This is a genomic window from Salmonella enterica subsp. enterica serovar Typhimurium str. LT2, assembly GCF_000006945.2.
GTDB lineage: Bacteria > Pseudomonadota > Gammaproteobacteria > Enterobacterales > Enterobacteriaceae > Salmonella > Salmonella enterica.
Map to the genome: position 1 here is coordinate 3,138,847 of NC_003197.2, position 26,550 is coordinate 3,165,396.

General features: G+C 53.7%; 19 protein-coding genes, 2 tRNA genes and 17 other annotated features. Of the genes, 6 read left to right on the forward strand and 15 right to left on the reverse strand.

Annotated features, from left to right (window positions below; all coding sequences use genetic code 11):
- Positions 1-2: 2 nt before the first annotated feature.
- The gene (gene ygdL / locus STM2987) for a putative enzyme (RefSeq protein ID NP_461906.1) occupies positions 3-817 on the reverse strand. Within the gene, positions 3-809 belong to an annotated coding region; the region does not span the whole gene.
- Positions 812-817: a ribosome-binding site (putative RBS for ygdL; RegulonDB:STMS1H003039), on the reverse strand. Its footprint overlaps the gene before it by 6 nt.
- Positions 818-918: 101 nt before the next feature.
- The gene (gene mltA, locus STM2988; RefSeq protein NP_461907.1) for a membrane-bound lytic murein transglycosylase A occupies positions 919-2,032 on the reverse strand. Within the gene, positions 919-2,016 belong to an annotated coding region; the region does not span the whole gene.
- Positions 2,027-2,032 (reverse strand) — a ribosome-binding site (putative RBS for mltA; RegulonDB:STMS1H003040). (Overlaps the previous gene by 6 nt.)
- 191 nt (positions 2,033-2,223) lie before the next feature.
- On the opposite strand from mltA, the gene metZ reads away from it, so the two are divergent.
- Both metZ and metW read left to right on the forward strand, forming a co-directional pair.
- Positions 2,224-2,297, forward strand: a tRNA-Met gene (metZ, locus tag STM2989).
- A gap of 32 nt (positions 2,298-2,329) precedes the next feature.
- Positions 2,330-2,403, forward strand: a tRNA-Met gene (gene metW / locus STM2990).
- A gap of 112 nt (positions 2,404-2,515) precedes the next feature.
- Here metW and amiC read toward each other — a convergent pair.
- The gene (gene amiC, locus STM2991) for an N-acetylmuramoyl-L-alanine amidase (RefSeq protein ID NP_461908.1) occupies positions 2,516-3,776 on the reverse strand. Within the gene, positions 2,516-3,769 belong to an annotated coding region; the region does not span the whole gene.
- Positions 3,771-3,776, reverse strand: a ribosome-binding site (putative RBS for amiC; RegulonDB:STMS1H003041). Its footprint overlaps the gene before it by 6 nt.
- 213 nt (positions 3,777-3,989) lie before the next feature.
- Positions 3,990-3,995 (forward strand) — a ribosome-binding site (putative RBS for argA; RegulonDB:STMS1H003042).
- Between amiC and argA the strand changes: the two genes are divergently transcribed.
- The gene (gene argA, locus STM2992) for an N-alpha-acetylglutamate synthase (RefSeq protein NP_461909.1) occupies positions 3,990-5,333 on the forward strand. Within the gene, positions 4,002-5,333 belong to an annotated coding region; the region does not span the whole gene. Its footprint overlaps the feature before it by 6 nt.
- Positions 5,334-5,435: 102 nt before the next feature.
- On the opposite strand, the gene recD is transcribed toward argA, so the two are convergent.
- The 12 genes from recD to ygdP all read right to left on the reverse strand — a co-directional run bounded on the left by recD (position 5,436) and on the right by ygdP (position 23,869).
- Positions 5,436-7,282, reverse strand: a protein-coding gene (gene recD, locus STM2993; RefSeq protein ID NP_461910.1) for an exonuclease V, alpha chain. Within the gene, positions 5,436-7,271 belong to an annotated coding region; the region does not span the whole gene.
- Positions 7,268-10,813, reverse strand: coding sequence for an exonuclease V, beta chain (gene recB / locus STM2994; RefSeq protein ID NP_461911.1), 3,546 nt, complete (start codon positions 10,811-10,813; stop codon positions 7,268-7,270). Before recB ends, recD begins: the two co-directional genes overlap by 15 nt.
- Positions 7,277-7,282 (reverse strand) — a ribosome-binding site (putative RBS for recD; RegulonDB:STMS1H003043). Its footprint overlaps the gene before it by 6 nt.
- Positions 10,806-13,705 (reverse strand): protease III gene (gene ptr / locus STM2995; protein ID NP_461912.1). Within the gene, positions 10,806-13,694 belong to an annotated coding region; the region does not span the whole gene. The genes recB and ptr overlap by 8 nt, the downstream gene beginning before the upstream one ends.
- Positions 13,700-13,705 (reverse strand) — a ribosome-binding site (putative RBS for ptr; RegulonDB:STMS1H003044). Its footprint overlaps the gene before it by 6 nt.
- Before the next feature lie 166 nt (positions 13,706-13,871).
- Positions 13,872-17,254 (reverse strand): exonuclease V, subunit gene (recC, locus tag STM2996; protein ID NP_461913.2). Within the gene, positions 13,872-17,243 belong to an annotated coding region; the region does not span the whole gene.
- Positions 17,249-17,254: a ribosome-binding site (putative RBS for recC; RegulonDB:STMS1H003045), on the reverse strand. It overlaps the preceding gene by 6 nt.
- 4 nt (positions 17,255-17,258) lie before the next feature.
- Positions 17,259-17,590, reverse strand: a protein-coding gene (gene ppdC, locus STM2997; protein ID NP_461914.1) for a prepilin peptidase dependent protein C. Within the gene, positions 17,259-17,579 belong to an annotated coding region; the region does not span the whole gene.
- Positions 17,564-17,985, reverse strand: a protein-coding gene (gene ygdB, locus STM2998) for a putative periplasmic protein (RefSeq protein ID NP_461915.1). Within the gene, positions 17,564-17,971 belong to an annotated coding region; the region does not span the whole gene. The genes ppdC and ygdB overlap by 27 nt, the downstream gene beginning before the upstream one ends.
- Positions 17,585-17,590 (reverse strand) — a ribosome-binding site (putative RBS for ppdC; RegulonDB:STMS1H003046). It overlaps the preceding gene by 6 nt.
- Positions 17,968-18,542 (reverse strand): prepilin peptidase dependent protein B gene (ppdB, locus tag STM2999; RefSeq protein ID NP_461916.1). Within the gene, positions 17,968-18,531 belong to an annotated coding region; the region does not span the whole gene. The genes ygdB and ppdB overlap by 18 nt, the downstream gene beginning before the upstream one ends.
- Positions 17,980-17,985 (reverse strand) — a ribosome-binding site (putative RBS for ygdB; RegulonDB:STMS1H003047). Its footprint overlaps the gene before it by 6 nt.
- Complete coding sequence (gene ppdA, locus STM3000; protein ID NP_461917.1) at positions 18,522-18,992, reverse strand: prepilin peptidase dependent protein A; 471 nt, start codon at positions 18,990-18,992, stop codon at positions 18,522-18,524. Before ppdA ends, ppdB begins: the two co-directional genes overlap by 21 nt.
- Positions 18,537-18,542: a ribosome-binding site (putative RBS for ppdB; RegulonDB:STMS1H003048), on the reverse strand. It overlaps the preceding gene by 6 nt.
- Positions 18,993-19,176: 184 nt before the next feature.
- The gene (thyA, locus tag STM3001; protein ID NP_461918.1) for a thymidylate synthetase occupies positions 19,177-19,979 on the reverse strand. Within the gene, positions 19,177-19,971 belong to an annotated coding region; the region does not span the whole gene.
- Positions 19,974-19,979: a ribosome-binding site (putative RBS for thyA; RegulonDB:STMS1H003049), on the reverse strand. Its footprint overlaps the gene before it by 6 nt.
- The gene (gene lgt / locus STM3002; protein ID NP_461919.1) for a phosphatidylglycerol-prolipoprotein diacylglyceryl transferase occupies positions 19,978-20,863 on the reverse strand. Within the gene, positions 19,978-20,853 belong to an annotated coding region; the region does not span the whole gene. The genes thyA and lgt overlap by 2 nt, the downstream gene beginning before the upstream one ends.
- Positions 20,858-20,863: a ribosome-binding site (putative RBS for lgt; RegulonDB:STMS1H003050), on the reverse strand. It overlaps the preceding gene by 6 nt.
- A 205-nt stretch (positions 20,864-21,068) precedes the next feature.
- Positions 21,069-23,335, reverse strand: a protein-coding gene (gene ptsP / locus STM3003) for a general PTS system enzyme I, transcriptional regulator with NPR and NTR proteins (RefSeq protein ID NP_461920.1). Within the gene, positions 21,069-23,315 belong to an annotated coding region; the region does not span the whole gene.
- The gene (ygdP, locus tag STM3004; RefSeq protein ID NP_461921.1) for a putative invasion protein occupies positions 23,328-23,869 on the reverse strand. Within the gene, positions 23,328-23,858 belong to an annotated coding region; the region does not span the whole gene. Before ygdP ends, ptsP begins: the two co-directional genes overlap by 8 nt.
- Positions 23,330-23,335 (reverse strand) — a ribosome-binding site (putative RBS for ptsP; RegulonDB:STMS1H003051). Its footprint overlaps the gene before it by 6 nt.
- Positions 23,864-23,869: a ribosome-binding site (putative RBS for ygdP; RegulonDB:STMS1H003052), on the reverse strand. Its footprint lies within the gene ygdP.
- 659 nt (positions 23,870-24,528) lie before the next feature.
- Positions 24,529-24,534 (forward strand) — a ribosome-binding site (putative RBS for mutH; RegulonDB:STMS1H003053).
- Between ygdP and mutH the strand changes: the two genes are divergently transcribed.
- The 3 genes from mutH (at position 24,529) to ygdR (ending at position 26,519) form a co-directional block, all read left to right on the forward strand.
- Positions 24,529-25,236 (forward strand): methyl-directed mismatch repair protein gene (mutH, locus tag STM3005; protein ID NP_461922.1). Within the gene, positions 24,541-25,236 belong to an annotated coding region; the region does not span the whole gene. It overlaps the preceding feature by 6 nt.
- A gap of 167 nt (positions 25,237-25,403) precedes the next feature.
- Positions 25,404-25,409: a ribosome-binding site (putative RBS for ygdQ; RegulonDB:STMS1H003054), on the forward strand.
- The gene (gene ygdQ, locus STM3006; RefSeq protein NP_461923.1) for a putative integral membrane transport protein occupies positions 25,404-26,131 on the forward strand. Within the gene, positions 25,418-26,131 belong to an annotated coding region; the region does not span the whole gene. Its footprint overlaps the feature before it by 6 nt.
- Before the next feature lie 157 nt (positions 26,132-26,288).
- Positions 26,289-26,294 (forward strand) — a ribosome-binding site (putative RBS for ygdR; RegulonDB:STMS1H003055).
- Positions 26,289-26,519, forward strand: a protein-coding gene (gene ygdR / locus STM3007; RefSeq protein NP_461924.1) for a putative POT family peptide transport protein. Within the gene, positions 26,301-26,519 belong to an annotated coding region; the region does not span the whole gene. Its footprint overlaps the feature before it by 6 nt.
- The last annotated feature ends 31 nt before the right edge of the window (positions 26,520-26,550 follow it).

Below are 26,550 nucleotides of genomic sequence, written 5' to 3' on the forward strand. Positions count from 1 at the left end.
TTTTATTCTTGTCGCGCCGCTTTAGCCATGATCTTCTTCAGCGCATGGGAAACGGCGACAAAACCGAACGTTGCCGTCACCATCGTCGCCGCGCCGAAGCCAGAGGCGCAATCCATCCGTTTTGGCCCTTCTGCGGTAGCTTTCATCGCGCATACGGAACCGTCCGCCTGTGGGTAAACCAGCGCTTCGGTGGAAAAAACGCAGTCCACGCCCAGCTTACCTTTACTGTTCTTCACTACGCCAAAATTATGTTTCAATCTCTCGCGCAGTTTTGCCGCCAGCGGATCCTGGATGGTTTTCGCCAAATCAGCGACCTGGATTTGCGTCGGATCGATCTGCCCGCCCGCGCCGCCAGTGGTCACTAAAGGAACCTTATATCGGCGACAGTACGCAATCAGCGCGGCTTTTGGACGAACGCTGTCAATAGCGTCAATGACATAGGTAAAACCCGCGTTCATATAACCCGCCACATTATCCGGCGTGATGAAATCATCGATAACCGTTACCCGGCACTCCGGGTTAATTTGCCGAATCCGTTCGGCCATCACTTCCGCTTTCGCCAACCCGACGTTATCACGCAACGCATGGATCTGACGGTTCGTATTGGTCACGCAGACATCGTCCATATCAATCAGCGTAATCGCGCCGATGCCCGTACGCGCCAGCGCCTCTGCCGCCCATGATCCCACCCCGCCGATTCCTACGACGCAGATATGCGCCTCAGCAAACCGCTGCAGCGCTTTTTCACCGTACAGACGCGCGGTGCCGCCAAAGCGTTGGCGCCAGGCATCACTTATCACCACTGACATATGACCTCAGAATAAAAAAAGGTGAGGTTATTCCTCACCCCTGCTCACTATTTTCAGGCCCGATAGCGATCGCGTTATCGGGCAATCCGGTTGTCGCAGAATACCACAATCAGCCGCTAAACACGTTACCGGCGCCCGGCGCGCTTTTTAACACCCAGACGCGACCATAGTGATTATACCATCCGGCACGATGCCCGGCATCCGGGCCAATTCCCTGGTAAATATCAAAGTGCTGGCCTTTAATCGCTCCGCCGACATCCAGTGCGACCATCAAACGTAGCTCATACTGACCGCTAAATTTACCGTTGTTATCCAGCAACGGTACTTCCGCCAACAAGGTCGTGCCAGGCGGAATGATGCTGCGGTCGGAGGCGACGGATGCTCGCCCAATCAGCGGTACAGCGCTGGCGCCTTTGACCGGCGCAAAAGATTGCGGCTTAAAGAAGACGAACGACGGGTTCTGCTCCAGTAATTCACGCACTTCCGCTTCGCTGTGCTTCTCTCCCCATTCGCGTATAGCCTGCATCGACATATCTTCTTTTTTCACTTCACCGCGATCGATAAGCACTTTACCAATACTGCGATAAGGCCAGCCGTTTTTACCGGCATAACTAAAGAAGTTCAGCGGACTACCATCACCAAAATCAATATAACCGCTGCCCTGGACATCCATAATAAAGTTATCCATCAGCGAATTACTCCAGGCCAGGATGTACTTATCGCTCAGCGCGCCTGCGTAGATCTGAGCGCGGGACGGTAAGCGTCCGCGTTTTGGCGGCATACTATAGATAGGATACTGGAACGCGCCCTGGCGCGTATGGCGAGCCTGAACGACGGGCGTATAGTAGCCCGTGAACTGGACGTTACCGTAGTTGTCGGTGCCTTCCATCTGCCAGGCATCGATACCAAACTGACGCATAGTGCGCGTATCGCCTCCGGAACGTAACCAGTTCTGGACAGCGTTATAGACGTTGCTTTGATTGGTGTATAAACGCGGCGACGCGGAACGGATCTGGTTGACCTGCTCGGCAAAGTCTCCAGCATTAATCGGCGCGCCCACTGCGTCCGGCTGGTTTACCAGGGAGAAGGGCTGGGTAAATTTCCCGTCCTTATATTGCTGACCGCGATCGGTCGGTTTTGATGAACAGGCAGCCAGCATTGCCAGCATTACGCCTGTCGCCACATATTTTGCCCAACGTCCTTTCATGGTGTCTCGTCTTCTGCGTAATCGAAAGTGCCCGGTGAAGATAACAAACCGTCCGAAGTAATGAAATGCGATCGCGATCTCATTATGTAAATTCGTTTAAAAATCGCGCTATCTGCGGTGTATTTGCGCAATTCATGAGAAATTAGCGATTTATATGAAAAAAGGGTTGCAACAAAAGCTCAGCGGAGTATAGTGCGCATCCACGGACGCGGGGTGGAGCAGCCTGGTAGCTCGTCGGGCTCATAACCCGAAGGTCGTCGGTTCAAATCCGGCCCCCGCAACCAATTACAATGAGAATGCAAGTTTAGACGGACGCGGGGTGGAGCAGCCTGGTAGCTCGTCGGGCTCATAACCCGAAGGTCGTCGGTTCAAATCCGGCCCCCGCAACCAACTTAATGAACACCCTTACGGGTGTTTTTTTGTATCTGTCGTCTGGTCCGCAACGACAGTGCGGGCAGCATCCTACTTACCCGCGCAATAAACTCGCCGTCATCTCAGGTTAACTTCTTCTCGCCAGCGTCGCCCCATCGGCAAAATACGCTTTAATGCCCGCCAGAATCGACTCTGCGACCTGTTGCTGGAACGTCGCGGTCTTGAGCTTGCGTTCTTCTTCAATGTTACTGATAAACGCCGTCTCGACCAGAATAGACGGAATATCGGGCGCCTTTAACACCGCAAACCCCGCCTGCTCGACCTTGTTTTTATGCAGGTCATTAATTTTACCAAGCTGCTTCAACACCGCTTTACCGAATTTCAAACTATCGGCAATGGTCAGCGATTGCACCATATCGAACATCGTATGGTCGACATAACGGTCACCGCTTTTGCTCACGCCGCCAATTAAGTCCGAGGCGTTCTGCGTTTGCGCCAGATATTTCGCCGCAGTACTGGTGGCGCCTTTGGTCGATAGTGCGAATACGGATGAACCGCTAGGCTGCCGGCTGGTGAAGGCATCCGCATGAATAGAGACAAACAGGTCGGCGCGCTGTTTCTGCGCTTTCGCCACCCGGACTTTTAACGGAATGAAGATGTCTTCATTGCGCGTCATATAGACCTTCATGTTGCCTTCTTTTTCGATCAACGCGCGCAGGCGGCGGGCTATCTGGAGCACCACGTCTTTTTCACGCGTTTTGTATTTGCCTATCGCGCCGGGGTCTTCGCCGCCGTGTCCCGGATCAAGCATAATAACAATGGGGCGGTCGCGCCCCGCTTTACCGGGCTGCGGCCCGCTTTGCGAAGGCGGCACCTGCTTATCCAGATCGCCTTTATTGTAGTCTTCCAGCAGCGCCAGCAGCGGATCCTGCATATCCTGCGCATTGGCAGGATAAAGATCCATCACCAGACGTTCTTTAAAGCCTGCCACAGGCGCCAGCGCAAATAGCTGCGGCTTCACGTTTTGTTTTAGCTCAAAGACCATACGCACAGTCTTAGGATCAAACTGCCCTACCCTTGCGGATTTGATATACGGATCGTCGCTGCGAATCTGCGCGCCAATGCCTTTAAGCACCGAGTTCAGATTCACATCCTCAATATCTACTACCACGCGGTCCGGGTTACTTAAGGCAAATTGTTTATATTTCAGCAGACGATTCGACTCTACCGTGACGCGGGTATAGCTGGACGCAGGCCAGATACGCACCGCAACGACCTGGCTTACGGCAGCCAGCCCGACCTGGCTCACGCTTAATAGCCACATGGCGCCCGCGCCTTGTAGTAAACGGCGACGGCTGATTGCTGAATTGGCTCCCGACATGCTTCTCCCGAGCAAAAACTAAATAGAGATCATACAAAGTTCATCCAAATTGACCGGAAACTTTAGCGAATGACGCATAATCTGTCATCTATAAAAGGGTAAACATTCTTTTTATATTCACGGCATTACTAAGAAAAGCGATCGGACCGCATAAAATTTACGCTTGCACAGAGGGCAAAAACAGAATAAAAATACACTAATTTCGAATAATAATTCACTAGTGGGGCGCGCAATGATAAAGGAACGTAAAACCGAACTGGTAGAAGGGTTTCGCCATTCAGTTCCCTATATCAACACCCATCGCGGAAAAACCTTTGTCATTATGCTCGGCGGCGAAGCCATTGAGCATGACAATTTTTCCAGCATCGTTAGCGATATCGGGCTACTGCATAGCCTCGGTATTCGCCTTGTCGTGGTGTATGGCGCGCGACCGCAAATCGACGCCAATCTGGCCGCGCATCATCATGAACCGATTTACCACAAAAACACGCGGGTGACGGACGCCAAAGCACTGGAGCTGGTGAAACAGGCCGCCGGTTTACTCCAGCTTGATATTACCGCCCGTCTGTCGATGAGTCTGAACAATACGCCGTTGCAGGGCGCGCACATTAATGTCGTCAGTGGCAATTTCACCATTGCGCAGCCGCTGGGCGTTGATGATGGCGTGGACTACTGTCATAGCGGCCGTATCCGGCGCATTGATGAAGATGCGATCAACCGCCAGTTGGATAACGGCGCGATCGTTCTGATGGGGCCGGTCGCCGTCTCAGTGACCGGCGAAAGTTTTAATCTGACCTCAGAAGAGATTGCCACTCAACTCGCCGTTAAACTGAAAGCGGAAAAAATGATCGGTTTCTGTTCTTCTCAGGGCGTTACCAATAGCGAGGGCGGCATCATTTCTGAACTCTTCCCGAATGAAGCACAGGCGCGGGTGGAAGAGTTGGAAGCGCAGGGCGATTACAACTCCGGAACCGTACGTTTTTTGCGCGGCGCGGTAAAAGCCTGTCGTAGCGGCGTTCGTCGTTGCCATCTGATCAGCTATCAGGAAGATGGCTCGCTATTACAGGAATTGTTCTCGCGTGATGGTATCGGTACGCAGATCGTCATGGAGAGCGCCGAGCAGATCCGCCGCGCCACCATCAACGATATTGGCGGTATTCTGGAGCTTATCCGCCCACTGGAACAGCAGGGCATTCTGGTACGCCGTTCCCGTGAACAACTGGAGATGGAGATCGATAAATTTACCATTATTCAGCGCGATAATATGACTATCGCCTGCGCGGCGCTGTATCCTTTTGTGGAAGAGAAAATAGGCGAAATGGCCTGCGTAGCGGTACATCCGGATTACCGCAGCTCATCGCGTGGAGAAGTGCTTCTGGAGCGGGTTGCCGCCCAGGCGCGGCAAATGGGGCTGCGTAAATTGTTTGTGCTGACGACGCGCAGTATTCACTGGTTCCAGGAGCGCGGTTTTACGCCTGTCGATATAGAGTTACTGCCTGAGAGCAAGAAAAAAATGTATAACTATCAGCGACGTTCAAAGGTGCTGATGGCAGATTTAGGATAACAAGGGGGGCCTGATGGCGCTGCGCTTATCAGGCCTACGCTCGAAAGCATCATTTGGAGGCCGGATAAGACGCTACGCGTCGCCATCCGGCGAGAACTCGTCTTATCCGGTACGACTGACTTCATCAAATAAGGTGGCTAGCCCGCTGCGCCGCTCCGTACGCGTCACAATCGCGCCTGCCAGGATCCGTTCATCGGCATACAGCGATAACCGCCGCCGCGCTCGCGTAACAGCGGTATACACCAGCTCCCGCGTCACGACCGGCGAACGCTGGCTGGGTAAAATCAGCGCGGCGTGATCAAATTCAGACCCCTGTGATTTATGTACCGTCATCGCCCAGGTTGTATCATGTTCCGGCAGACGGCTGGGCTGAACGGACTTGATCGTGCCGTCCGGCATCACAAACCAGACGCGTAACCCCTGCCCGCGATCGAGCGCAATACCAATATCGCCGTTAAATAGCCCCAACGCGCTATCGTTGCGCGCAATCATTACCGGACGCCCTTCGTACCAGCGAGAATGCGGGTGCCGCTGAATTTTTCGTTGCTGCACCATCGCCTGCTCAATGCGGTCATTCAATCCCCTCACGCCAAATGGGCCTTCGCGCAGCGCACAAAGCAGTTGATACTCATTGAAAGCCTGAAGGATTGCCTCCGGCGTCGCTTTTTCATGCAGCAACCGCAGGTAGCGACCATAGCCCGCCAGCGCTTCATCCAGCATCCCGGCATAATCGTCGCTGCTTTGCAATGTACGCTTCTCTATATCGCTAAACCCCTGCTGAAAAACAGCCTGGATTGCCGACCTGTCGCCGCAGTTAATTGCCGCCGCCAGCTTGCCGATGCCAGAATCGCTGCCGAAACGATAGCTCTTTTGCAACAAACAGAGGCTATCGCGTAAAGATGCGGCTTGCGTTCCGGCCCCCGCCGGAATGGCGCTACCAGTGAGTCGACTTAGCTGTCGGGCGCGTTCCGCCGTAAACCCTGCGTTGACATAGGCGCAAATATCGCCCAACACAGCGCCCGCCTCAACGGATGCCAACTGATCGCGATCGCCAAGAAAAATGACCCGCCCGTGCGGCGGCAGAGAGTCAATCAAACGTGACATCATCGGCAAATCAATCATTGATGCTTCATCGACCACCAGCACGTCCAGATGTAGCGGGTTGCCCGCATGATGGCGTAATCGTTGGCTGCCGGGCTGTGCGCCTAGCAGTCGGTGCAGCGTACTGGCGTCCTCCGGTATACGCTTTTTCTGCGCATCGGTAAGAGGAAGCTGACGCAACGCCGCGCCGAGCGACTCCGTCAGGCGTGCGGCCGCTTTCCCGGTCGGCGCTGCCAGCCGGATACGGCAACGTTCGCCATCCGCCATTTGAATTAATGCCGCCAGCAGCTTCGCGACGGTGGTGGTTTTACCGGTGCCGGGACCGCCTGAAATCACGGAGATACGGCGAGTTAGCGCTACGGCGGCGGCCACCTTTTGCCAGTTCACCTCGTCTGTCGGAGGGAATAGCGCGTCCAGAATACGGGATAACTGATCTTCATCTACGGCGATGGCCTGGTTAACCTCGTTAAAAAAGCGCGCAACCGTACGTTCGTTGCACCACATGCGATTCAGGTAGAGACGCTCGCCGCACAGAATTAACGGCGCGGGGCTATCGCCGCAGCTAACCGCCGCAGACGCCAGTAACCGCTTTTTCCAGTCGATTGGCGTAGCCGTTTCGCTTATACAGGCGACCAGTAAGGGATGCGCCTCCTCCGTTAACGTTAAACGCGACAACGGCAGACACACGTGACCTTCACCTGCGTCATGACTAAGCAGCGCTGCCGCCAGCGTCACGGCGGGATCGTCGTTACCGGCGACGGTTAAAGCAAACTGGGCATCAATGGGCCGTAAGAGTTTTTGTTCAACGGCCTCCAGCAACCGCTCCTGGATTGTCATTGCGCCTCCTCACTCATTTCACCTGCAAACATATCATCCAGTTGGTTAATTAACGCCGCCGCAGGACGAGTGGTAAAAATACCCTGCTGCGGACGTTCGCCATCCACCCCGCGTAAAAAGAGATAGATGACGCCGCCGAAATGGCGTTCATAGTCGTAATTCGTCATTCGATGACGAAGGTAACGGTGCAATGCCAGCGTATAAAGCTGGTACTGCAAATCATAGCGATGCGCCTGCATCGCCGCAGCCATCGCCGTCTGGGTATAAGCGGCGCTATCCTCGCCCAGCCAGTTAGATTTATAGTCGAGCAGGTAATAGCGCCCTTCATAACGGAACACCAGGTCGATAAAGCCCTTTAACATGCCGCGAACCTGCATGAAATCCAGCGCAGGGCAACCTGCTGAAAGCGGGTCGTATCGACGAATCAACGCATCCAGCTCTCCGGCGGTAAGCGGCTGGGCAATCGGCAGATAAAACTCCATTTCGACCTGTTTTTCACGCTCGGTCAGCACGCTCAGACTAACGCCCGTCTCGTTAAGGGGAACGTGTAACACGGTGTCCAGCCAGCGGGTAAGTACGGGCTCCCATCGCGTTTCAAAACCACTCAGCTCCAGTTTTTCCTGTACCCATTGGGGGTTTATCGGTTGAGTAAAATCAAGCTCTTCAAACAGGCTGTGCAAAAATGTTCCCGGCGATGCCCCGCGAGGAAAGTGATGCGGCGTCATTGCCGGCGCTTCCGCCGCTTCGCCAACGCCTGCGGCGTCAATGTCGAGACGAGGAATAAGATCTTGCGCCACGCTATGTCCCCGCTGCTGCAAACCGGAATAACTGGTGACGCGCCAGCTATCATAAAGCAGGCGTTGCAGCGCTCTGGCGCTGAGTTCCGCATGCGATGCAGCGGCAATTTGCCAGCGATCGTTATCCGTGTTGCCTGGCGTTCGACACACGATATCCTCGTCGCATAGCGCCTCAATACAGGCGCGAAGGCCTGCGGCATCCATCGGTTCGCCTTTTTGCAGGAGTCGCCCAAGCGCGCTTTGGTGCACATCCGTCTCGCCTTTCTTATCGCTGCGACGCCGTACCAGCGGCGCGACGCCGAGGCTGCAATGCCACACTGCACGGGTCAGCGCGACATAAAGTAGGCGCAGGTCTTCCGCCAGGCGTTCGGCTTCCGCCAGTGCTATGCTCTCTTCGGCGTGACTAAGGTCCAGCACCGCCTCGTAGGAGTGCCTGTCGTGATAAAAAGCCTGGTCCTGCACGCGGAAATGGGTGATAAAAGGTAACCAGACCAGCGGGTATTCCAGACCTTTCGATTTATGAATGGTGACGATTTGCACCAGATGCTTATCGCTTTCCAGACGTAGTTGCTGGCTGGAAGCATTGCTATCGGGTTCAAGGATATGTTGCGCCAGCCAACGCACCAGCGCATGTTCGCTTTCCAGCTGCGAACCGGCTTCCTGTAACAGTTCGCTAATATGCAGAATATCCGTCAGCCGACGTTCACCTCCCGCCGTCGCCAGCAGGTTTTCAGCAATATTGCGCGCCGACATTAGCGCGCGCAGCATAGGCATCACGCCGCGTTTATGCCAAATCTGTCGGTAGCCATCAAACTCTTCGACAACCGCATCCCACGCATTTTCATCATTGTTAAGCGTTTCGATATCCAGCGCGGTAAGGCCCATCATTGATGTCGCCAGAGCGCTACGCAGCGTATTCTCACGTTCGGGCGCCATCACCGCCTGCAACACCCACAGCATTTCCTGCGCTTCGAGCGTTTCGAATACGCTGTCGCGGTTTGAAAGATAGACGGAAGGGATCGCCAGTAAGGTCAGCGCATCCCGTATCAGCGCGGCTTCCCGCCTGCTGCGCACCAACACGCTGATATCCGAGGCGCGAACGGGCCGCGACGAATCGCCGTTCGTCAGCAGCGCGTCGCCCGTTTGCCCGGCGCGCAGCCAGTCGCGAATTTGCGTGGCGCACACCTGCGCCATATAACTTTGATAATCGCCCGAACCGCAGCTTTCCCCCTCCATTAGCCACAGGGTCATCGCCGGTTGAGGCGCGTCATTCACTTTAAATTGCAGCGACTGGTTTCTGGGCGCAAACTTTACCGGACTGAAGGGAATATCGCGGAACATAAAGGCGTCATTCATCTGACTGAACAGCTTGTTAACGCTATTCACCATCCCCGGCGCGGAGCGCCAGTTAGTGTCAAGGGTATAGTGCGCGCTCACTTCGCTGCGAGCCTTCATGTAGGTAAAGATATCCGCGCCACGAAACGCATAAATCGCCTGTTTAGGATCGCCAATCAGCAATAGCGCCGTATCGGGTTGATGTCGCCAGATACGGCGAAAAATACGGTACTGTTGTGGGTCGGTATCCTGAAATTCATCGATCATCGCCACCGGAAAACGGGTACGAATCGCCGCAGCCAGCGCCTCGCCGCTTTCACTACGCAGCGCGGTATCTAAACGGCTGAGCATATCGTCAAACCCCAGCTCGCCGCGCCGGCGTTTTTCCTGAGCCACCGTTTCACGGATCTCTGATAGCGCTCGGGTAAGAACCAGATCTTTAATCGATAGCGGTTCGCCCAACAGGTTATCAATGGCGACAAACAATGGGTGCTGGGGCGTCACGCCGCCAGCTTTGGTGCGCTCAGCTAAAAAACGCTGTGAAAATTTTCCCAACGCCTCGGGTAATTGATAGTTTTTCGTCTCTTCTTGCGCCCACGCGGTGATCTTTTCGATCCATTTCGCCTGATTGCCGCGGTTGAATTTTCTGCGATCGATGCCGGATGATTCGATCAGCGCGTCCAGCTCGCTAACCGCCTCACACCACTGCTGCTTCACCTGGTTGATGCGCGCCAGGATCTGTTCATGGCGCGATGCCAGCGTCTCCTCCTGCGATGGCGGCGCTTTAATGACCGGCGCTTCGCCCTGCAGATAACGATCGATATCCTTTAAGAGCGCCTTCGGTCCCTTCCACACGTCAAACACCACCTGCGCGATGTCGCGCGGCAGCGGATAGCAATGACGCCGCCAGAAATCGGCGCAGGCCTGATAACGCAACAAAGATTCGTCTTCAATAAGCTGTTGCTCAAACAACATACCGGATTCGAAAGCGTTCAGGCTGAGCATACGCTGGCAAAAACCGTGGATGGTAAAGACCGCGGCCTCGTCCATTTGTCGTTCCGCCAGTAATAACCACTGCGCGGCCTGCTTTTTGTCGCTAATTTCTTCCAGCAAGCGGGCATAAAGCGGATTATCCGTGCTTTCCCGCAGACAGGCGATGCGCAACTCATGGATATTACTGCGGATTCGCCCACGCAGCTCTTCAGTGGCGGCCTCCGTAAAGGTTACCACCAGCAGTTCTTCAACGGTCAACGGACGGGGAAATGCGGCGCTGCCGCCTAAACCGAGCAGTAGCCGCAGATACAGCGCCGCGATAGTAAACGTTTTGCCTGTGCCCGCTGATGCTTCAATCAAACGCTCGCCTGTCAGGGGCAAGCGCAGAGGATCAAGAGTCTCGGCGACATCATTCATTCTTTTCGCTCATTAGAGGTAACGTTTGCTGCAAAGCGCTGACGTTATCCCACACTTTCCAGCCTGTCGGATGCACGTATTCTGCTTTTCCATTCTGGCTACCGGCAATCTGTGACAATATTGCCATACCTTGTGGTTCCACCACCGCCTGGTGGAAGAAATCGGCAAGCTTTTGTGGCGTCAGCAATTTTATCTGAGCGATGATTTTATCACGCGAGTCAAAGCGCATATTACCCCGATCGAAATCCTTGCTTAAACGGGATGCTTCTTCGCCCAACGTTTGCGGCGCCTGGCGCATTTGCGTAATGATCGCCTGCTGAATTTGGGCGAACTCTTCCGGCTTCATCGCCCTCAGCTTCGCCTCGGCGTCAGGGAAAAATGCCTGATAGCGTTGCCACAGGTAAGAGGGCTGTTTATCGTTGCTCTGTAGCAGGAACCCCATTCCCCACTGACGGCCAACGCTCATCGGAAAGGCGAAAACGGCGTATCCCAGTTGCTCTTCGGTTCGTAGCTGATTGTAAAACCACGGTTGAACAATCTGACCTAACATCGCGCTGTAGGCAGCGCTGACGTACTCGTCGTAGCCGACCGGAACAAAGACCGCGGCTAACGCGGAGTCGGTGCTACTGCCCGCTTTTTCAAATATTACGGACTGCTTTTTCTCAACCACCACGTCTTTGTTGCGACACCACGCCGATCCGTTCGCCGCGAGCTGTTTTTGAACATCTTGCGCCAGAGAGGTCGCCTGGGCTTCGCTCATATTCCCTATAACCAGAAATTCCGGACGAGCGCCCGTTTTTAACGCATTACGATAGGCCATTACCTCTTTCAACGTAATGGACGGCAGCAAAGCGCGACGTTCATCACGGGAAAAATAAGGCACCTGCGAAATCATCTGCACCGGCATAATCGCCTGCTCGTAGGCTTTTCCCTTCTCCGCAGAATCCATCATCTGCGTATACCAGGATTTCGCCTGCGCCAGCTGTTCCTCCGTGGCGTCGTAGCTAAAATATCCTTCCAGCAACGCCAGGAAAAGCTGCGGCAAACGCTGGGTATAACCGTTCGCAGTGACCATCAGACCATTGTTGGCGTTAGTAGAAAAGCTAATGCCGCCCACTGCCGCCTGGTTGCTGAGCTGATCGAGCGCCATTCCCGCCAGATAATCATTAAGGGCGAACAGTACCTGATTGCGGGCGCTGTCCATCGCCTGCGGGTTACGCAATACCACGCTCACGTCAGCTTTTGGCTCGCTGGCGAAATAACGACTCGGCGCATAAACCACGCGCAAATCCGCTTTATCGACAATCAGTTCTGGCCGCACGTAGTTTTTGTCATTCTTAACAAGCGTAAAATCATCAGGAATATAGGGGTTTAACTCCGGCAGCGACAACGCAATGCCCTGTGCTTTTTGCTGCCAGTTTTTAAACGTCTGTTCGCTAATCTTATCGACCTGATAAGGCGCATCCACAAAATACGCCGTCTTATTATGGGGTTCCTGGGGACTGATGTACCAGATGCGCGCATTCTGCGGCGTCATCATCGCCAGGCGATTTTTGATAGCGGCAGGATCGTAACGATCGGCGATATTCGCCGCATCCAGCGTATGCGCTACCGGGACGCGGATCATAGTGTCCGCCAGCCATTCGACATAGTCCATATCGCGGGTAATCGACGGATAGCGGAAGTCGAGATCCAGCACATGCGCCAGCTCGTCAAAGTAACGTTTATCTATCCCTTTTTCACGTAACATATTGAGATAGCTGAAAATAGCCGCGACGACTTCATCACGATTGGCTAAACCTTTATCGGTCAGCGTTGCCGAAATGGCAAATACGCCGCTGTTACCATTAACAATCGGATCGGAATCCGCGCTAATACCTTCGACCAGTCCTTGTTTTTGCAGCCAGTCAGAGAGCGTCCCTGGGCTACGATTGCCAATTAGATAAGAGACCAGTTCATCGGTCTTGCTGCGGAACTGCGCGCTATTGTTATCAATACGAAACTCCACGCGCAGCACTTTACGCGGTAGTGCCGGCACGTAATGAATAATGATGCCCTTCTGCGCCTCGGTGATGACAGGTACGGTAATTTCCGGTTTTTTAATCTGTTTATTCGGCACGCGACCATAGGTTGCGGCGGCAATACTCGCCAGTTCCGGCAAGGGTTTATTACTGTAAATCACCGCCTTCATCAGATTAGATGAATAGTATTTTTCATGAAAAGCGATCAACGCCTGTTGCACCGGATTTCCCGGCTTATCGCTTAGCGTTTCCAGATTGCCGCCAGAAAAGTGCGAGCCTGGATGCGCCGGGTTAATGGTTTCGGCGCTTACCTGCGCCATACGCATACCGTCGCGGGTGCGCGCCATCGTCAGCTCGGCATTCACCGCGTTTCGTTCGCGTTCGGCATACTTTTTATTGAGCAATGGCGCGGCAATGGCGTCGGCCAGTCGATCTACGGCACCTGGAAGCGCGTCGTTTTCAACCTCCAGGTAGAAGGCTGTTCGATAAGGCGCGGTGCTGGCGTTGTGGCTACCGCCATGTCTTTTAAGGTATTCGGCAAGGCTATCCGCCTGCGGATATTTTTTTGACCCCATCAGGCACATATGCTCAAGATAATGAGCAAGCCCCTGATGAGCCTCAGGATCTTCAAGCGATCCAACGGGCACCACTAACGCTGAAAGCGACTTTACAGCCTGCGGATCGGATACGAGCAACACCACCATGTCATTATCAAGACGTATCGCCTGATACTGCCGGGTATCTTTATCGCTTTTACGGATAGTTTCTTGCAGCGGTTGCCAACCGATATCCGCCTGAACTGCAGGCCCCCAGAGGGCGACCAATAACAATAACGCTTTGAACCAGGTGCTGCGGGGCATTCACGGACCTCATCATTAACTTTCATTCCCACTCATCTGTATGGTCACGTAAACCATCGACCTGAGCAGAACGGGATATTATTGTGCTGAACCAGGCAGCATTTTTTTATCAGTAATCAGTCCGTGACGAAGAGCGCATCATAGTCGAAGCCTTTTAATGGCGCGATTTTCATACAATCAACGAGACTGATTAAAACGAAACAGCGGTAACAGGTAATGCCGTGACTGCGCAATGATAGCCTGCAACGTTTCAGATTCCAGCTGACGCCAAAGACGTTGATACCAGATATCTTCGCCTTCGCCGCTCACCATCATGTTGCCTTCATAAGCCTGTAGAAACTTTGTCCTGGCCTTCTGTAAAGTATCATCGTCGTCTAACATGACATCATTTTCAGCGTCATAACAGGCTTTTATCCATGCGCCGCCGCTTTCCGGCAGTACCAATAGCGGAGAAGACATGCCTTCCCGGTAGCCTTCAATCAGTTGCGCCAGGTAAGCCATTGCCTGCGTTTTATCAAGAGGCGGAAATCGCCACTCTCCCTCTTTACGCAAAAACAGGCGACTTTCGCCACTACCGCCGCTGGCACAATAGACAAGGTGTTCCAGCCAAAGTTGCACACCTTGCGCCACGCTGATTAAAGCGGGACGCCAGCGCAATAATCCATCCTCCTGTACCTGCGGCAGCCAGCCGGTTAGCTGAACGCCATTGCAAAGCAGATCCACTTCCAGGCTTTGGCTCGGCTTACGGCAGGCGATGACCCGGCTTGCCAGTTGCTGCATCTCCTGACATTGCGCATCCCAGAATATTTCGCCAAACGCGCCGTAAGGCAACTCTCCCGCAGCCCGGAAACGGCGGAACAAGCGTTCGGCGTCGTCCTCTTCAACCAGCGTATTGAGCAACTGTTGGTTAAGTTGATATCGCGTCAATCCCTCTAATTCAAACGGTTCCGCATCAGGAATCTCACTCTCTTCCGAGCGGAAATTAACCTGAAGCCGCATCTGAAAAAATGCGCGTACCGGATGGGCCCAAAAACGCTGCAGACTTTCCAGAGTCAATGTTTCCGGCATCGTAAAAGGAAGCGGCTGCACAAAGTCAGAATGCGCTTTTCCCGACTGACTCGCCGCGGGCAACCACTCTCTGGCATAACTTTGCTGTTCGCCGGGTTGGTAATTTTGCGCATCAAAAGGCATACGGGTATGCAGACGCGTAATATGCGCTTTGACTCGTGCTTCGCTCTCATCACAGGTCAGCGTTTCGTCGCCCGGCAAATAGTGGCTTTGTCCGATGTAATCCACCAATTCTTGCACCAGTACAGAGGGAAAGCGTTCGCTATTATCCTGGATGGAGCGACCGATGTAGCTGATATACAGCGTCTGCTGCGCCGAGATTAACGCTTCCAGAAACAGGTAGCGGTCATCGTCGCGACGGCTACGATCCCCGCGCATGGGTTTTTGGCTCATCAGGTCAAAGCCCAACGGCGCAAGCTGGCGCGGGTATACGCCGTCGTTCATTCCCAGCAGGCAAACGACTCTAAACGGAATGGAACGCATCGGCATCAGCGTACAAATATTGATGGGGCCCGCCAGGAAGCGCTGGCTAATACGTTCCTGATCCAGACGCTGCGCCAGTTCATCCCGCAGTAGCGAAATCGGTACCGCGTCGCCATATTCCGCCGCGACGCCTTCGGCGATAATGGCCTGCCACTGCTGTTCAATCAATGTCATTGCCGCTTCCGTGTCCGCATCGGGCAGGAAGAAATCATTGAACATATCGCGACAAACGGGCAGCCACTCTTCCAGCGGTCGCTCCTGCGCCAGACCGCGCCGCCAGATATTAAGCTGCATCAGCAGCGAAGCCAGATGCCCGACCAGCTCAGCAATCAGACCGCTGGATTCGTCATAAGGCAGAACCGACTGCCACTCGCCCTGGGCGCTTTCCATCGCATACCCCAGCAGCATACGCGTCAGGCCAAATTGCCACGTATGCTGCCCCGTGGCAGGAAGTTCCAGCTCGCGTACGTTGTCATCGTCAATTCCCCAGCGAATGCCTGACTCATTGACCCACAAGCGCAAATAACGCAGCCCTTCTTCGTTGATCGTAAAGCGGGCAGCCAATACCGGTACGTCTAACAACGCCAGAACATCCTCGGAGACGAAGCGGCTGTCCGGTAACGAAAGCAGGCTGATAAATGCCTGTAACACCGGATGTGACTGACGCGCCCGCCGATCGGAAATGGCATAAGGCAGATAGCGCTCCGTTGGCGCGCTACCAAATACCGCCTGGATAAACGGGCTATAGCTGTCAATATCAGCCACCATAACGATAATGTCGCGCGGCGTTAGCGTCGGATCGGCTTCCAGCATCGCCAGCAGGCGATCGTGCAGTATTTCCACCTCGCGCTGCGGGCTGTGACAAACGTGAAAAGAGAGGCTGTTATCCTCGGGATCGAGCAGACGCTTATTGTCGCTGCGCGAATACTCCTCAAGATTTACGCCCGCCACCGCATGGCTTTCCAGTTCAAGAATATCCGCCTGAATCCGATGCAAAAGATTATCTGGCGTAATATCAACAAACGCATCCAGTTCCTGGCTGTTTTCCAGTTCAGATAGCAGGTAGATATAATCCCGCCCCAGTTTTCCCCATGAGGCCAGTAGCGGATTACCGATATCCTGTTCACCGTCGCTGTTAAATAAGGCTTCCGGATTCTGGTTTTCACGGAACAACGGTAAATGACGGTCTTCAAAACTGTGACGACGCTGGCGAGCCATGAGTTTTGCCAGCCAGGCTGGGTCTTTTATATCCCCCCAGTAATACCGACACGGATTAGTAAAAAGGAGATGGATTTCAATATGTTTACCCAGCGCCTGCAATGCTCTGAGATACACTGGCGGTAACGCGGAAATGCCGCAAATAAAAACGCGGGACGGCAACCCTGGCGGGCAGGCGGTCGCGCTTTCCAGCGTTTGAATAAAGCGTTGGTAGAGATTGGCGCGATGCCAGCGCGGCTGCCCCAGCGCGGCGGTATATTCCACCAATGCTTTCCACAACGGCGCCTGCCAGTTTTGCGCCTCTCCCAGACCTTCCACGGTTTTTCCCGCTTCCCACTGCGTAAGCCAGTCAGGCCGATAAACCAGATACTGATCGAACAGGTCGGCGGCGCGCGCGGAAAGCTGAAAGAGTTTGCGTTTATCGGTGTCGTCGGTCAGATAATGGCGCAGCAGTACAAACTCATCCTTATCCAGCAACTGCGGCAGCAAGGTCATCAGTTTCCAGCTCATGCTTTGTTTGCTGAAAGCGCTTTCTTTGGGAATATCCGGCAACACGCGGACAAACATCTCCCAGATAAAACTCGCCGGTAACGGAAAAGCGATATTCGCCGCAATACCAAACTTTTGTGAAAGGGTCATCTGCAGCCACTGCGCCATACCCGTGCTTTGTACCAGAATCATTTCTGGTTCAAAGGGATCATCCAGCCGCTCGCGTTCGACGATGAACTCCATCAACGCTTCCAGCACATCCAGACGATTGGAGTGGTAGACCCTTAACATAATTACTCCTGACGATTAACGATTTGGACAATGCAAGCGCGTCATCTGCCCCTGCCTGCCAGAGGGTGAAACCATCGTGACGCTGATGCTGACACATCCCGATTGCGTTGTCTGCATCCGGTTGGCCTTCCAGTCGTCAGCAGGCGAAAATGGATACAGCGCCGTTTGCTGCCACGCCTGCCGCCAGATCTGGAGATACTGGTGTCGTAATGCAAAACTGTGCATTAATACCCGCTGATAGCCTGACAGCGCGGTGACGATCATTACCATTAGAACCATCGCCACTAAAACTTCCGGGAGGCTAAACCCGCGTTGTAAATTCAGGGGATGCGACATAACGCCACCTCTTTTAACGGACAAAAATCGCTCCAGCCGTGGGGAGAAAAGACAATGCTTCCCTGAATGACGTTGCCCAAACGCCATAACGTCATGCCGTCATCTTGCGCCGCCATCACCACCTCATCCCCCGATAATCTCCGCAAACAGACTCTCGCTCCTGAAGAGGAATAGCGCCGACATTCCATTTCGGTTACGCCTGACCATAGCTGCCCCCGTCCCCATTCCAGCGCCGACTGCACAAGCGCCTGGCGTTGTATCGCCAGGCTCTGCGTCGTCACGCGGGCGGCATAGCTGGCCTGCTGCTGATTTACGCCTTGCAGTAGCAGACTGCCCAGAATCAGTATTAAAAGCGCCAGTATTAGCGAAGAAGCGCCACGTTCCCGATTCACAGATTAAATCCCGTTACGCTGTATTGCGCGTCAATAACCGTCTGAGGCTCGGCTTTGCTGGCGCCGCGCAGATGCAGCATGAGCACTGGCGAGAATCCCGTTATATCCCGGCGCTCAACGGTAAACGCCGTGATGAGTACCGTATTGGGATCGGTCATTTTTTCCCATCCCTTACCCTGGCAAGATGTTGCTCCGCGTAATGTCTCCAGAACGTTATCCTTCATACGGAACCCGGTCTGGTCGGCCTCTTTCGCCGGTATGGTATCCCAGACCCCGTTATTATTCCCGTCCCACTGAACGATGACGCATTGCCCCTGTTCGGCAAGATGTAACCCTTCGCCAATGCAGTGGCCATGACAGTAACCCGCACGTTGAAGATGCTTCGCTACGGTATAGGTTCGCTGCCAGATTTCATCTTCCAGCGATAACTGTCGCGTGTTGTGCCAGATCTCGCGTTGTAGCGCCGGTAAAAATCGTGCGGACCCAAGCAGTAAAATGGAACCGATCGCCATCGCCAGCACAACCTCCAGTAGCGAGAACCCCCGCGTGGTTATTGACACGTGGCGGCCTCGTTACGCTCGCATAGCCTGATTCGCCCCCAGGAGGAGACGACCAGACGCCACTCTCCGGCAGCGTTTTTCAGTACGATGTGCCCTGCCCATGCCGTATTGCGCAAGCCAAAGAAGGCTAACGACGGCGTGATATCGGCAAGGACGACATCACGCCAGTCGGGCGTAAACACAAAGGGGGAAGATGGCGTACACGATGTTTGCGTAGCAACAGAGCTGACAAAGCACCATGAACCGCCTTCGCTGACCACGCGAAGAATGTGATCGCGGTTATGCCAGTGAGCGTCCCCACGAAGTTGCAGCAGGTAATCCCGCACCTGACATGCGGTTTGCCACAGGCGCTGTTGCTGCTGCCAGCGTTGCCAGCCATAAAGTCCTGTGGCGCTGAGAATGATAATGAGCGACATCGCGACCACCGTTTCAATGAGCGTATAGCCCTGTTGTTTTTTCATGTCGGCAGTATGGCGGGCGGAAGAAAAATAACGAGCGCCAAATACAGATTGTTCGGCGCGTTACGGAAAAAAGTTCATGTCTTGCAGCGCGTTGCAAAATTTCAGGAATGCGCGCCGAAGATTGAGACGAAGGGTAAAAAAAACCGACGCGCGATGACGTCGGTTATGGCAGGATCGTCAGCGCTTAGATAGCGACCGGCGCTTTAATACCGGGGTGCGGATCATAGCCTTCAATTTCGAAATCATCGAACCGGTAGTCAAAAAGCGAATCGGGTTTACGCTTAATGACCAATTTCGGCAGCGCGCGCGGTTCACGGCTTAATTGCAGGTGCGTCTGCTCCATATGGTTGCTGTACAGGTGCGTGTCGCCGCCGGTCCAGACAAAATCGCCGACGTCCAGGTCGCACTGTTGCGCCATCATATGCACCAGTAACGCGTAGCTGGCAATGTTGAACGGCAGACCGAGGAACACATCGCAGGAGCGCTGATAAAGCTGACAGGAGAGTTTTCCATCTGCGACATAAAACTGGAAAAAGGCGTGACACGGCGCCAGCGCCATCTTATCCAGCTCGCCGACGTTCCACGCAGAAACGATAATACGACGAGAGTCCGGGTCGTTTTTAAGCTGGCTTAAGACCGTGGCGATCTGATCGATATGGCGGCCATCCGGTGTTGGCCATGCACGCCACTGCTTACCATAAACCGGGCCTAAATCGCCGTTCTCATCGGCCCATTCGTCCCAGATGGTGACATTATTTTCGTGCAGGTAAGCGATGTTGGTATCGCCCTGCAAAAACCATAGCAGTTCGTGAATAATTGAACGTAAATGGCAGCGTTTCGTCGTCACCAGAGGAAAGCCTTCCTGCAGGTTAAAACGCATCTGATGGCCAAAAATGGAAAGCGTGCCGGTGCCGGTACGGTCGTTTTTCTGTGTGCCTTCATCCAGCACTTTTTGCATCAGTTCTAAATACTGTTTCATGGTTCCTCAGGAAACGTGTTGCTGCGGGCGGCGGCGATATGCCCAAACCATCATGATCGCGCCAGCGATAATCATCGGGATAGAGAGAATCTGCCCCATGCTGATGTACTGTACCCACGCGCCGGTAAATTGCGCGTCCGGCTGGCGGAAGAATTCAACAATGATACGAAACGCGCCATAGCCAATCAGGAATAATCCGGAGACTGCGCCCATCGGACGCGGTTTGCGAATAAAGAGATTAAGGATGATAAACAGCACCACGCCTTCTAATGCCAACTCATACAACTGGGAAGGGTGGCGTGGCAATACGCCGTAGGTATCAAAAATAGGCTGCCATTGCGGATGTGACGGCAGCAGCGCAATATCTTCCGCGCGTGAGCCAGGAAAGAGCATGGCAAACCGGAAGTCAGGATCGACGCGCCCCCACAATTCACCGTTGATAAAGTTGCCCAGACGCCCGGCGCCCAGGCCGAACGGAATTAACGGCGCAATAAAATCAGACACCTGAAAGAACGAGCGCTTCGTGCGCCTGGCGAAGATAATCATCACCAGTATCACGCCGATAAGCCCGCCGTGGAAGGACATGCCGCCGTCCCAGACGCGGAATAAATAGAGCGGGTTATCCAGAAACAGAGGGAAGTTATAAAACAGGACATAGCCAATACGTCCCCCCAGGAAGACCCCCAGGAAACCTGCATAGAGTAAATTTTCAACTTCGTTTTTGGTCCAACCGCTTCCCGGACGGTTAGCGCGACGCACCGCCAACCACATCGCGAAAACGAACCCCACCAGATACATCAAGCCATACCAGTGAAGCGCGACGGGCCCAATTGAGAAAATGACCGGATCAAAGTCCGGAAAATGCAGATAGCTACTGGTCATCTGTCACCACAATTTCTTGTTATTTCGCTGAAGAGATAGCGATTGATAAGCGCGCCTGCGCGTTGCAGACGCTCCAAAGGTGCGAATAATAGCACAAGGGTTAAAAGCGAGATGCCGATTACCGTTAAAAGATATGTATACGCATTGTCTTTCATCTTGCAGGCGTGTTGTCTGCGCCGTGAATCCACAGTCACTCTCTTTTCCCGCTCCAGTCGTTACAACCCTCCTCGAATCAATCCCCCCATCCCGCGGCGCTCCATAAACGCCGCCACCTGATGACGCACTTCGGTCGCCATCTGCGCCTCAAGGCTGCGTCTGGCAAGGGTTTGCGCGTCTTCAAAATCGATATGCCGCAGCAGATATTTCACACGCGCTACCGAACGGCCATTCATCGAAAGATGGCGATATCCCAGACCGATAAGAATCGCCACGCACATCGGATCGCCCGCCATCTCGCCGCACAAGCGAAGATCGAGGCCATGTTTTTCGGCTTCCTGCGCGATCATGGACAGTGCGCGCAGCATAGCCGGATGCAGACTGTCGTAAATACTGGCCACGCGGGTATTGTTGCGATCTACCGCCAGGATATATTGCGTTAAATCGTTGGTGCCGACCGAGATAAAGTCGATCCGGTTAGCCAGATGCGGCAGCATAAATACCATTGATGGTACTTCCAGCATAATGCCGATACGCGGTTTCGGGATCGCATAGCCGATCATCTCCTCGACCTCGCGCCCGGCGCGTTCGATCAGACGCCGCGCTTCATCGACTTCATCAATACTGGTGACCATCGGCAGCAAAATGCTGAGGTTGCCAGTCGCCGCATTGGCGCGCAGCATCGCGCGGACCTGGATCAAAAAGATCTCCGGCTGATCCAGCGTAATGCGGATCCCGCGCCAGCCCAGACACGGGTTCTCCTCGCTGATCGGCATATAGGGCAGTTGCTTATCCGCTCCCACATCCAGGGTCCGCAGCGTCACCGGTTTATCGTTAAACATTTGCAGCATCCCTTGATACTGCGCCACCTGCTCTTCTTCCGAGGGAAACCCGCTTTGCAGCATAAAGGGAATTTCAGTACGGTACAGGCCGATACCGTCGATCCGACTGCCTAACTTTTCCTCATGCTCGGGACTGAGCCCGGCATTCAGCATCACTTTGACTCGCTCGCCGCTTTTCAGTTGGGCGGGAAGATTGACGTCGTCCTCCGCCAGACGACTGAGTTCTATCTCTTCACTAATGAGCCGCTGATATTCCTGAATAAGCACGGGTTCAGGATCGACCAGTAATTCACCGCGATAGCCATCCACCACCAACGTACGGCGATGTAGCACCGAAGGCTGGATATCAGCGCCCATGACGGTCGGGATACCGAGCGCGCGCACCATAATCGCCGCATGCGAGTTTGCCGCGCCGTCGCGCACCACAACGCCCGCCAGCCTGTCCTGCGGCAGCTCCGCCAGGGTGGTCGCCGACAGCTCATCCGCGACCAGAATAAAACGTTCCGGCCAGGCGTTTGGCCCCTGAACTGAATCATCAAGATGGAATAACAGCCGCTGCCCCAGCGTGCGTAAGTCTCCCGCACGTTCTTTGAGGTAGTTATCGGTTAGCGCCGCAAATTGCTCGGCAAATTTTTCGATGATTTTTTTAACGGCCCACTCCGCAACAGCGCCTTTGTCGACCTCGGCGAAGAGTTCGCGACGCAGTCTGGCGTCTGAAAGCAGGTGTGAGTACAGATCGAAAATGGCCGCCGTCTCTTTTTGCGCGCCGGCGGCAAAGCGTTTGCTGTATCGTCGGAATTCGTTCGCCGCCTCTTCCAGAGCGCCGGTCAGTCGTTCGCGTTCAAGAGAGGTATCCAGCGTAGACGCTTCGTAAACCTGTTCCATCAGCGGCATGGTCGCGTCTTGCCAGCCCGTTGCGATAGCCACGCCCGGCGCCGCAGGAAGCGCGCGGATTCGCGTCTGCCGGTATTGCCCGAACAGCGCTGTGACCTGCGACTGTGACAGGATAGCCGCCATCTGCGTAGCGAGCGTGACGAGGAAAGACTCTTCGCTTTCATCGTACTGGCGCAATTCGCGCTGCTGTACGACCAGCACGCCGAGAAGTTGGCGACGCTGAATGATCGGCACGCCGAGAAACGCGCGAAAACGCTCCTCTTTTACCGAAGGAATGTATTTAAAGCTGGGATGTTTTTGCGCATCGGCAAGGTTAATGGGTTCCGCCAGTCTGCCCACCAGACCGACGATCCCCTCATCAAACGCAAGCGCAACGGTTCGACCACGCGGTTTTTTCAACCCCCGCGTCGCCATCAGGTAATAACAGCGTCGGTCATGATCGGCCAGGTAAACCGAGCAAACCTCTGTATCCATCGCAAGACAGATATCCGTGACCAGAATATTCAGCGCCTCGTTCAGACGCGGCGCACTGGCCACTTTTTCGACTATTTCGCGCAGGCGAGTGAGCATAATTTGCGTGGCTTAACCTCTTTTACGTCGATAAGCAGGCGCGCTTTGTAGCTTAGGGGGATTATCCTGAAGCGCCATGACAACACTTGCAAACTCTTTCATTACCCTGCGGTAGACATCGCGTTTAAATGACACCACTTGTCGAACCGGATACCAGTAACTTACCCAGCGCCAGCCGTCAAACTCCGGCGTACTGCTGGTTTGCATATTGATTTCGGCGTCGGCGCTCATTAACTGCAAAAGAAACCACTTTTGTTTCTGGCCGATACATACCGGCTTTGTGTCCCAACGCACCAAACGTTTTGGTAACTTGTAACGCAACCAGTTGCGAGTAGAAGCAAGGATCCGCACATCTTTACGGCTTAACCCAACTTCTTCAAACAGTTCCCGGTACATCGCCTGTTCTGCCGACTCCCCTGGATTTATCCCGCCCTGCGGGAACTGCCAGGAGTGCTGACCAAATCGCCGGGCCCACATCACCTGCCCCTGACGATTACAAATTACGATACCTACATTTGGGCGGTAGCCATCGTCATCAATCACCGGACTACCTCAACATAAACCTTATATATGAACGATTGTTTCATACTCCAGTGAGGCGGTAAACCACTCTGTAATAGTGACACAGCCTAATAACAATTGAATAACTCACAGTAAATAGCCGAGTTATAAACAGATGATGACGCCCTTGCGCCATTTTATTCACCTTTTCTGTGGATATAGTTGTGAAGAAGTATGGAATTACCACGGGAAAACCCAGAACAGTCTGAATTCCTCATGCTGGAGACAGTAAAAATAGTGCCTTATATTCATTGCGTTATAGACAAATCTTACATGCTACCTTCATAAAGCGTGACCAGCATCACATCTAAGATCCTTATGCTGATGAAAGATCAACCAGCGTCGGTTTTATCCACAGATTGTGCCAATAACTTACGCACTATTTGTCTGAATTTTCGATTTTCGTCGCACGTCAAGGCTGTAAATGGAAACAGTAGTGGCGGTTTTACACAGTTATCCCAACTTTCTGTGGATAACATAGTGTAAGATCCTGTTTATTGTCAGTGACCAGAATTGGAAAACCCGCTTCAGCGTTGCGCAACACGAAGAAACAACACAAAAAAGGCAATAAAAATCAGTCTATTGAATATAAGACACAGAAAAAGATAAACTCTGCCCATACGGTATAAAATCACTGCTCATTTTTTAATCTAAGGTAATGGTAATGTCCGCTCTTTGTCCGCTACTGACTCCGCCTGCTTCGGAAGCATTGCTGTTAGCCCAGGCGCGGCAGCTTTCCGGCTATACGTTAGGCGAGCTGGCGGCGATGGCCGGCATTACCACGCCTAAAGATTTGAAGCGAGACAAAGGCTGGATCGGTGTCTTGCTGGAGATCTGGCTCGGCGCCAGCGCCGGGAGCAAGCCGGAGCAGGATTTCGCCGCGTTAGGCGTAGAACTGAAAACCATCCCGGTGGATAGTCTGGGTCGTCCTCTGGAAACAACCTTTGTTTGCGTGGCGCCGTTAACCGGTAACAGCGGCGTGACCTGGGAGACAAGTCACGTACGGCATAAATTGAAGCGCGTGCTATGGGTGCCGGTCGAAGGCGATCGCAGCATACCGTTAGCCGAACGCCGCGTAGGTTCGCCGTTACTCTGGAGTCCGAGTGAAGAAGAGGACAGGCAGCTACGCCTCGACTGGGAAGAGCTGATGGACATGATAGTGCTGGGCCAGGTGGAACGCATTACCGCCCGTCATGGCGAAGTCTTGCAACTGCGACCCAAAGCCGCCAATGCCAGGGCGCTCACCGAGGCTATCGGCGCGCGCGGGGAACCTATTTTGACGCTACCGCGTGGATTTTATCTGAAAAAAAATTTTACGCAGGCGCTGCTGGCTCGCCATTTTTTATTGCAGAATCCGTAACGTCCATTACACGCAAATGCGCCTCCGCTATGGCTACGCGTCGGACCGACGCTCGATAAACGTAAGCGTATTGTCGCCGCTATTTTACACCGTTCCTGGTTGCGCAAATTCAGCCTGGGCTTTCGCCCGTCACTCGACGGGCCTATAATTACCGCTTCTTTTTTTGGCAGGACTTTGTTCGATGTTATTTGCATGGATAACCGATCCTAATGCCTGGCTGGCGCTCGGTACGCTGACGCTGCTGGAGATTGTACTTGGGATCGACAACATTATTTTTCTTTCTCTGGTGGTAGCAAAACTTCCCACGGCGCAACGAAACCACGCACGGCGGCTTGGGTTGGCGGCGGCGATGGTTATGCGCCTGGCGCTGCTGGCGTCAATCGCCTGGGTCACTCGGCTGACTAATCCGCTGTTTGAGCTTTTCGGCGAAGCGATTTCCGCCCGTGATCTCATTCTGTTACTGGGCGGGTTATTTTTAATCTGGAAAGCCAGCAAGGAGATCCATGAGTCCATCGAAGGCGAAGAAGAAGGGTTAAAAACCCGGGTTTCTTCTTTCCTGGGCGCAATAGTGCAGATTATGCTGCTGGATATTATTTTCAGCCTTGATTCAGTTATCACAGCGGTTGGCCTCTCCGATCATCTGTTTATTATGATGGCGGCAGTCGTTATTGCCGTGGGCGTCATGATGTTTGCGGCACGGCCCATCGGCGAGTTTGTCGATCGTCATCCGTCGGTAAAAATGCTGGCGCTCTCCTTTCTGATCCTGGTTGGCTTTACCCTGATTCTGGAAAGTTTCGACGTTCACGTTCCGAAAGGTTATATCTATTTCGCCATGTTCTTCTCTATCGCAGTAGAGAGCCTGAACCTGTTGCGTAATAAAAAGAATCCGCTGTAATCCTGTCTCGCTCCCCCGCCGGGGAGCGAATACTCACTTTATTTCCTTTCTTCTCACAGATTAAGATTTTGCTGCTTCCGACATGCAGAGCTGCGCGTTATTACTAGACTATTATCAGACATATGATTAACAGACTATTATCAGATGCAGGCTATGTGAGGACAAACGGATGAAAAAGTGGGCAGTTGTAATTTCCGCAGTAGGGTTGGCTTTTGCGGTATCCGGATGCAGCAGCGATTATGTAATGGCGACGAAAGATGGTCGTATGATCCTGACCGATGGAAAACCACAAGTTGACGATGATACCGGTCTGGTCAGCTATACCGATGCACAGGGAAACGAGATGCAAATCAACCGTGACGAAGTATCCCAAATCATCGAACGTTAAGCGGTGGCCTGTGATCGAGGTCAGCGTTCTG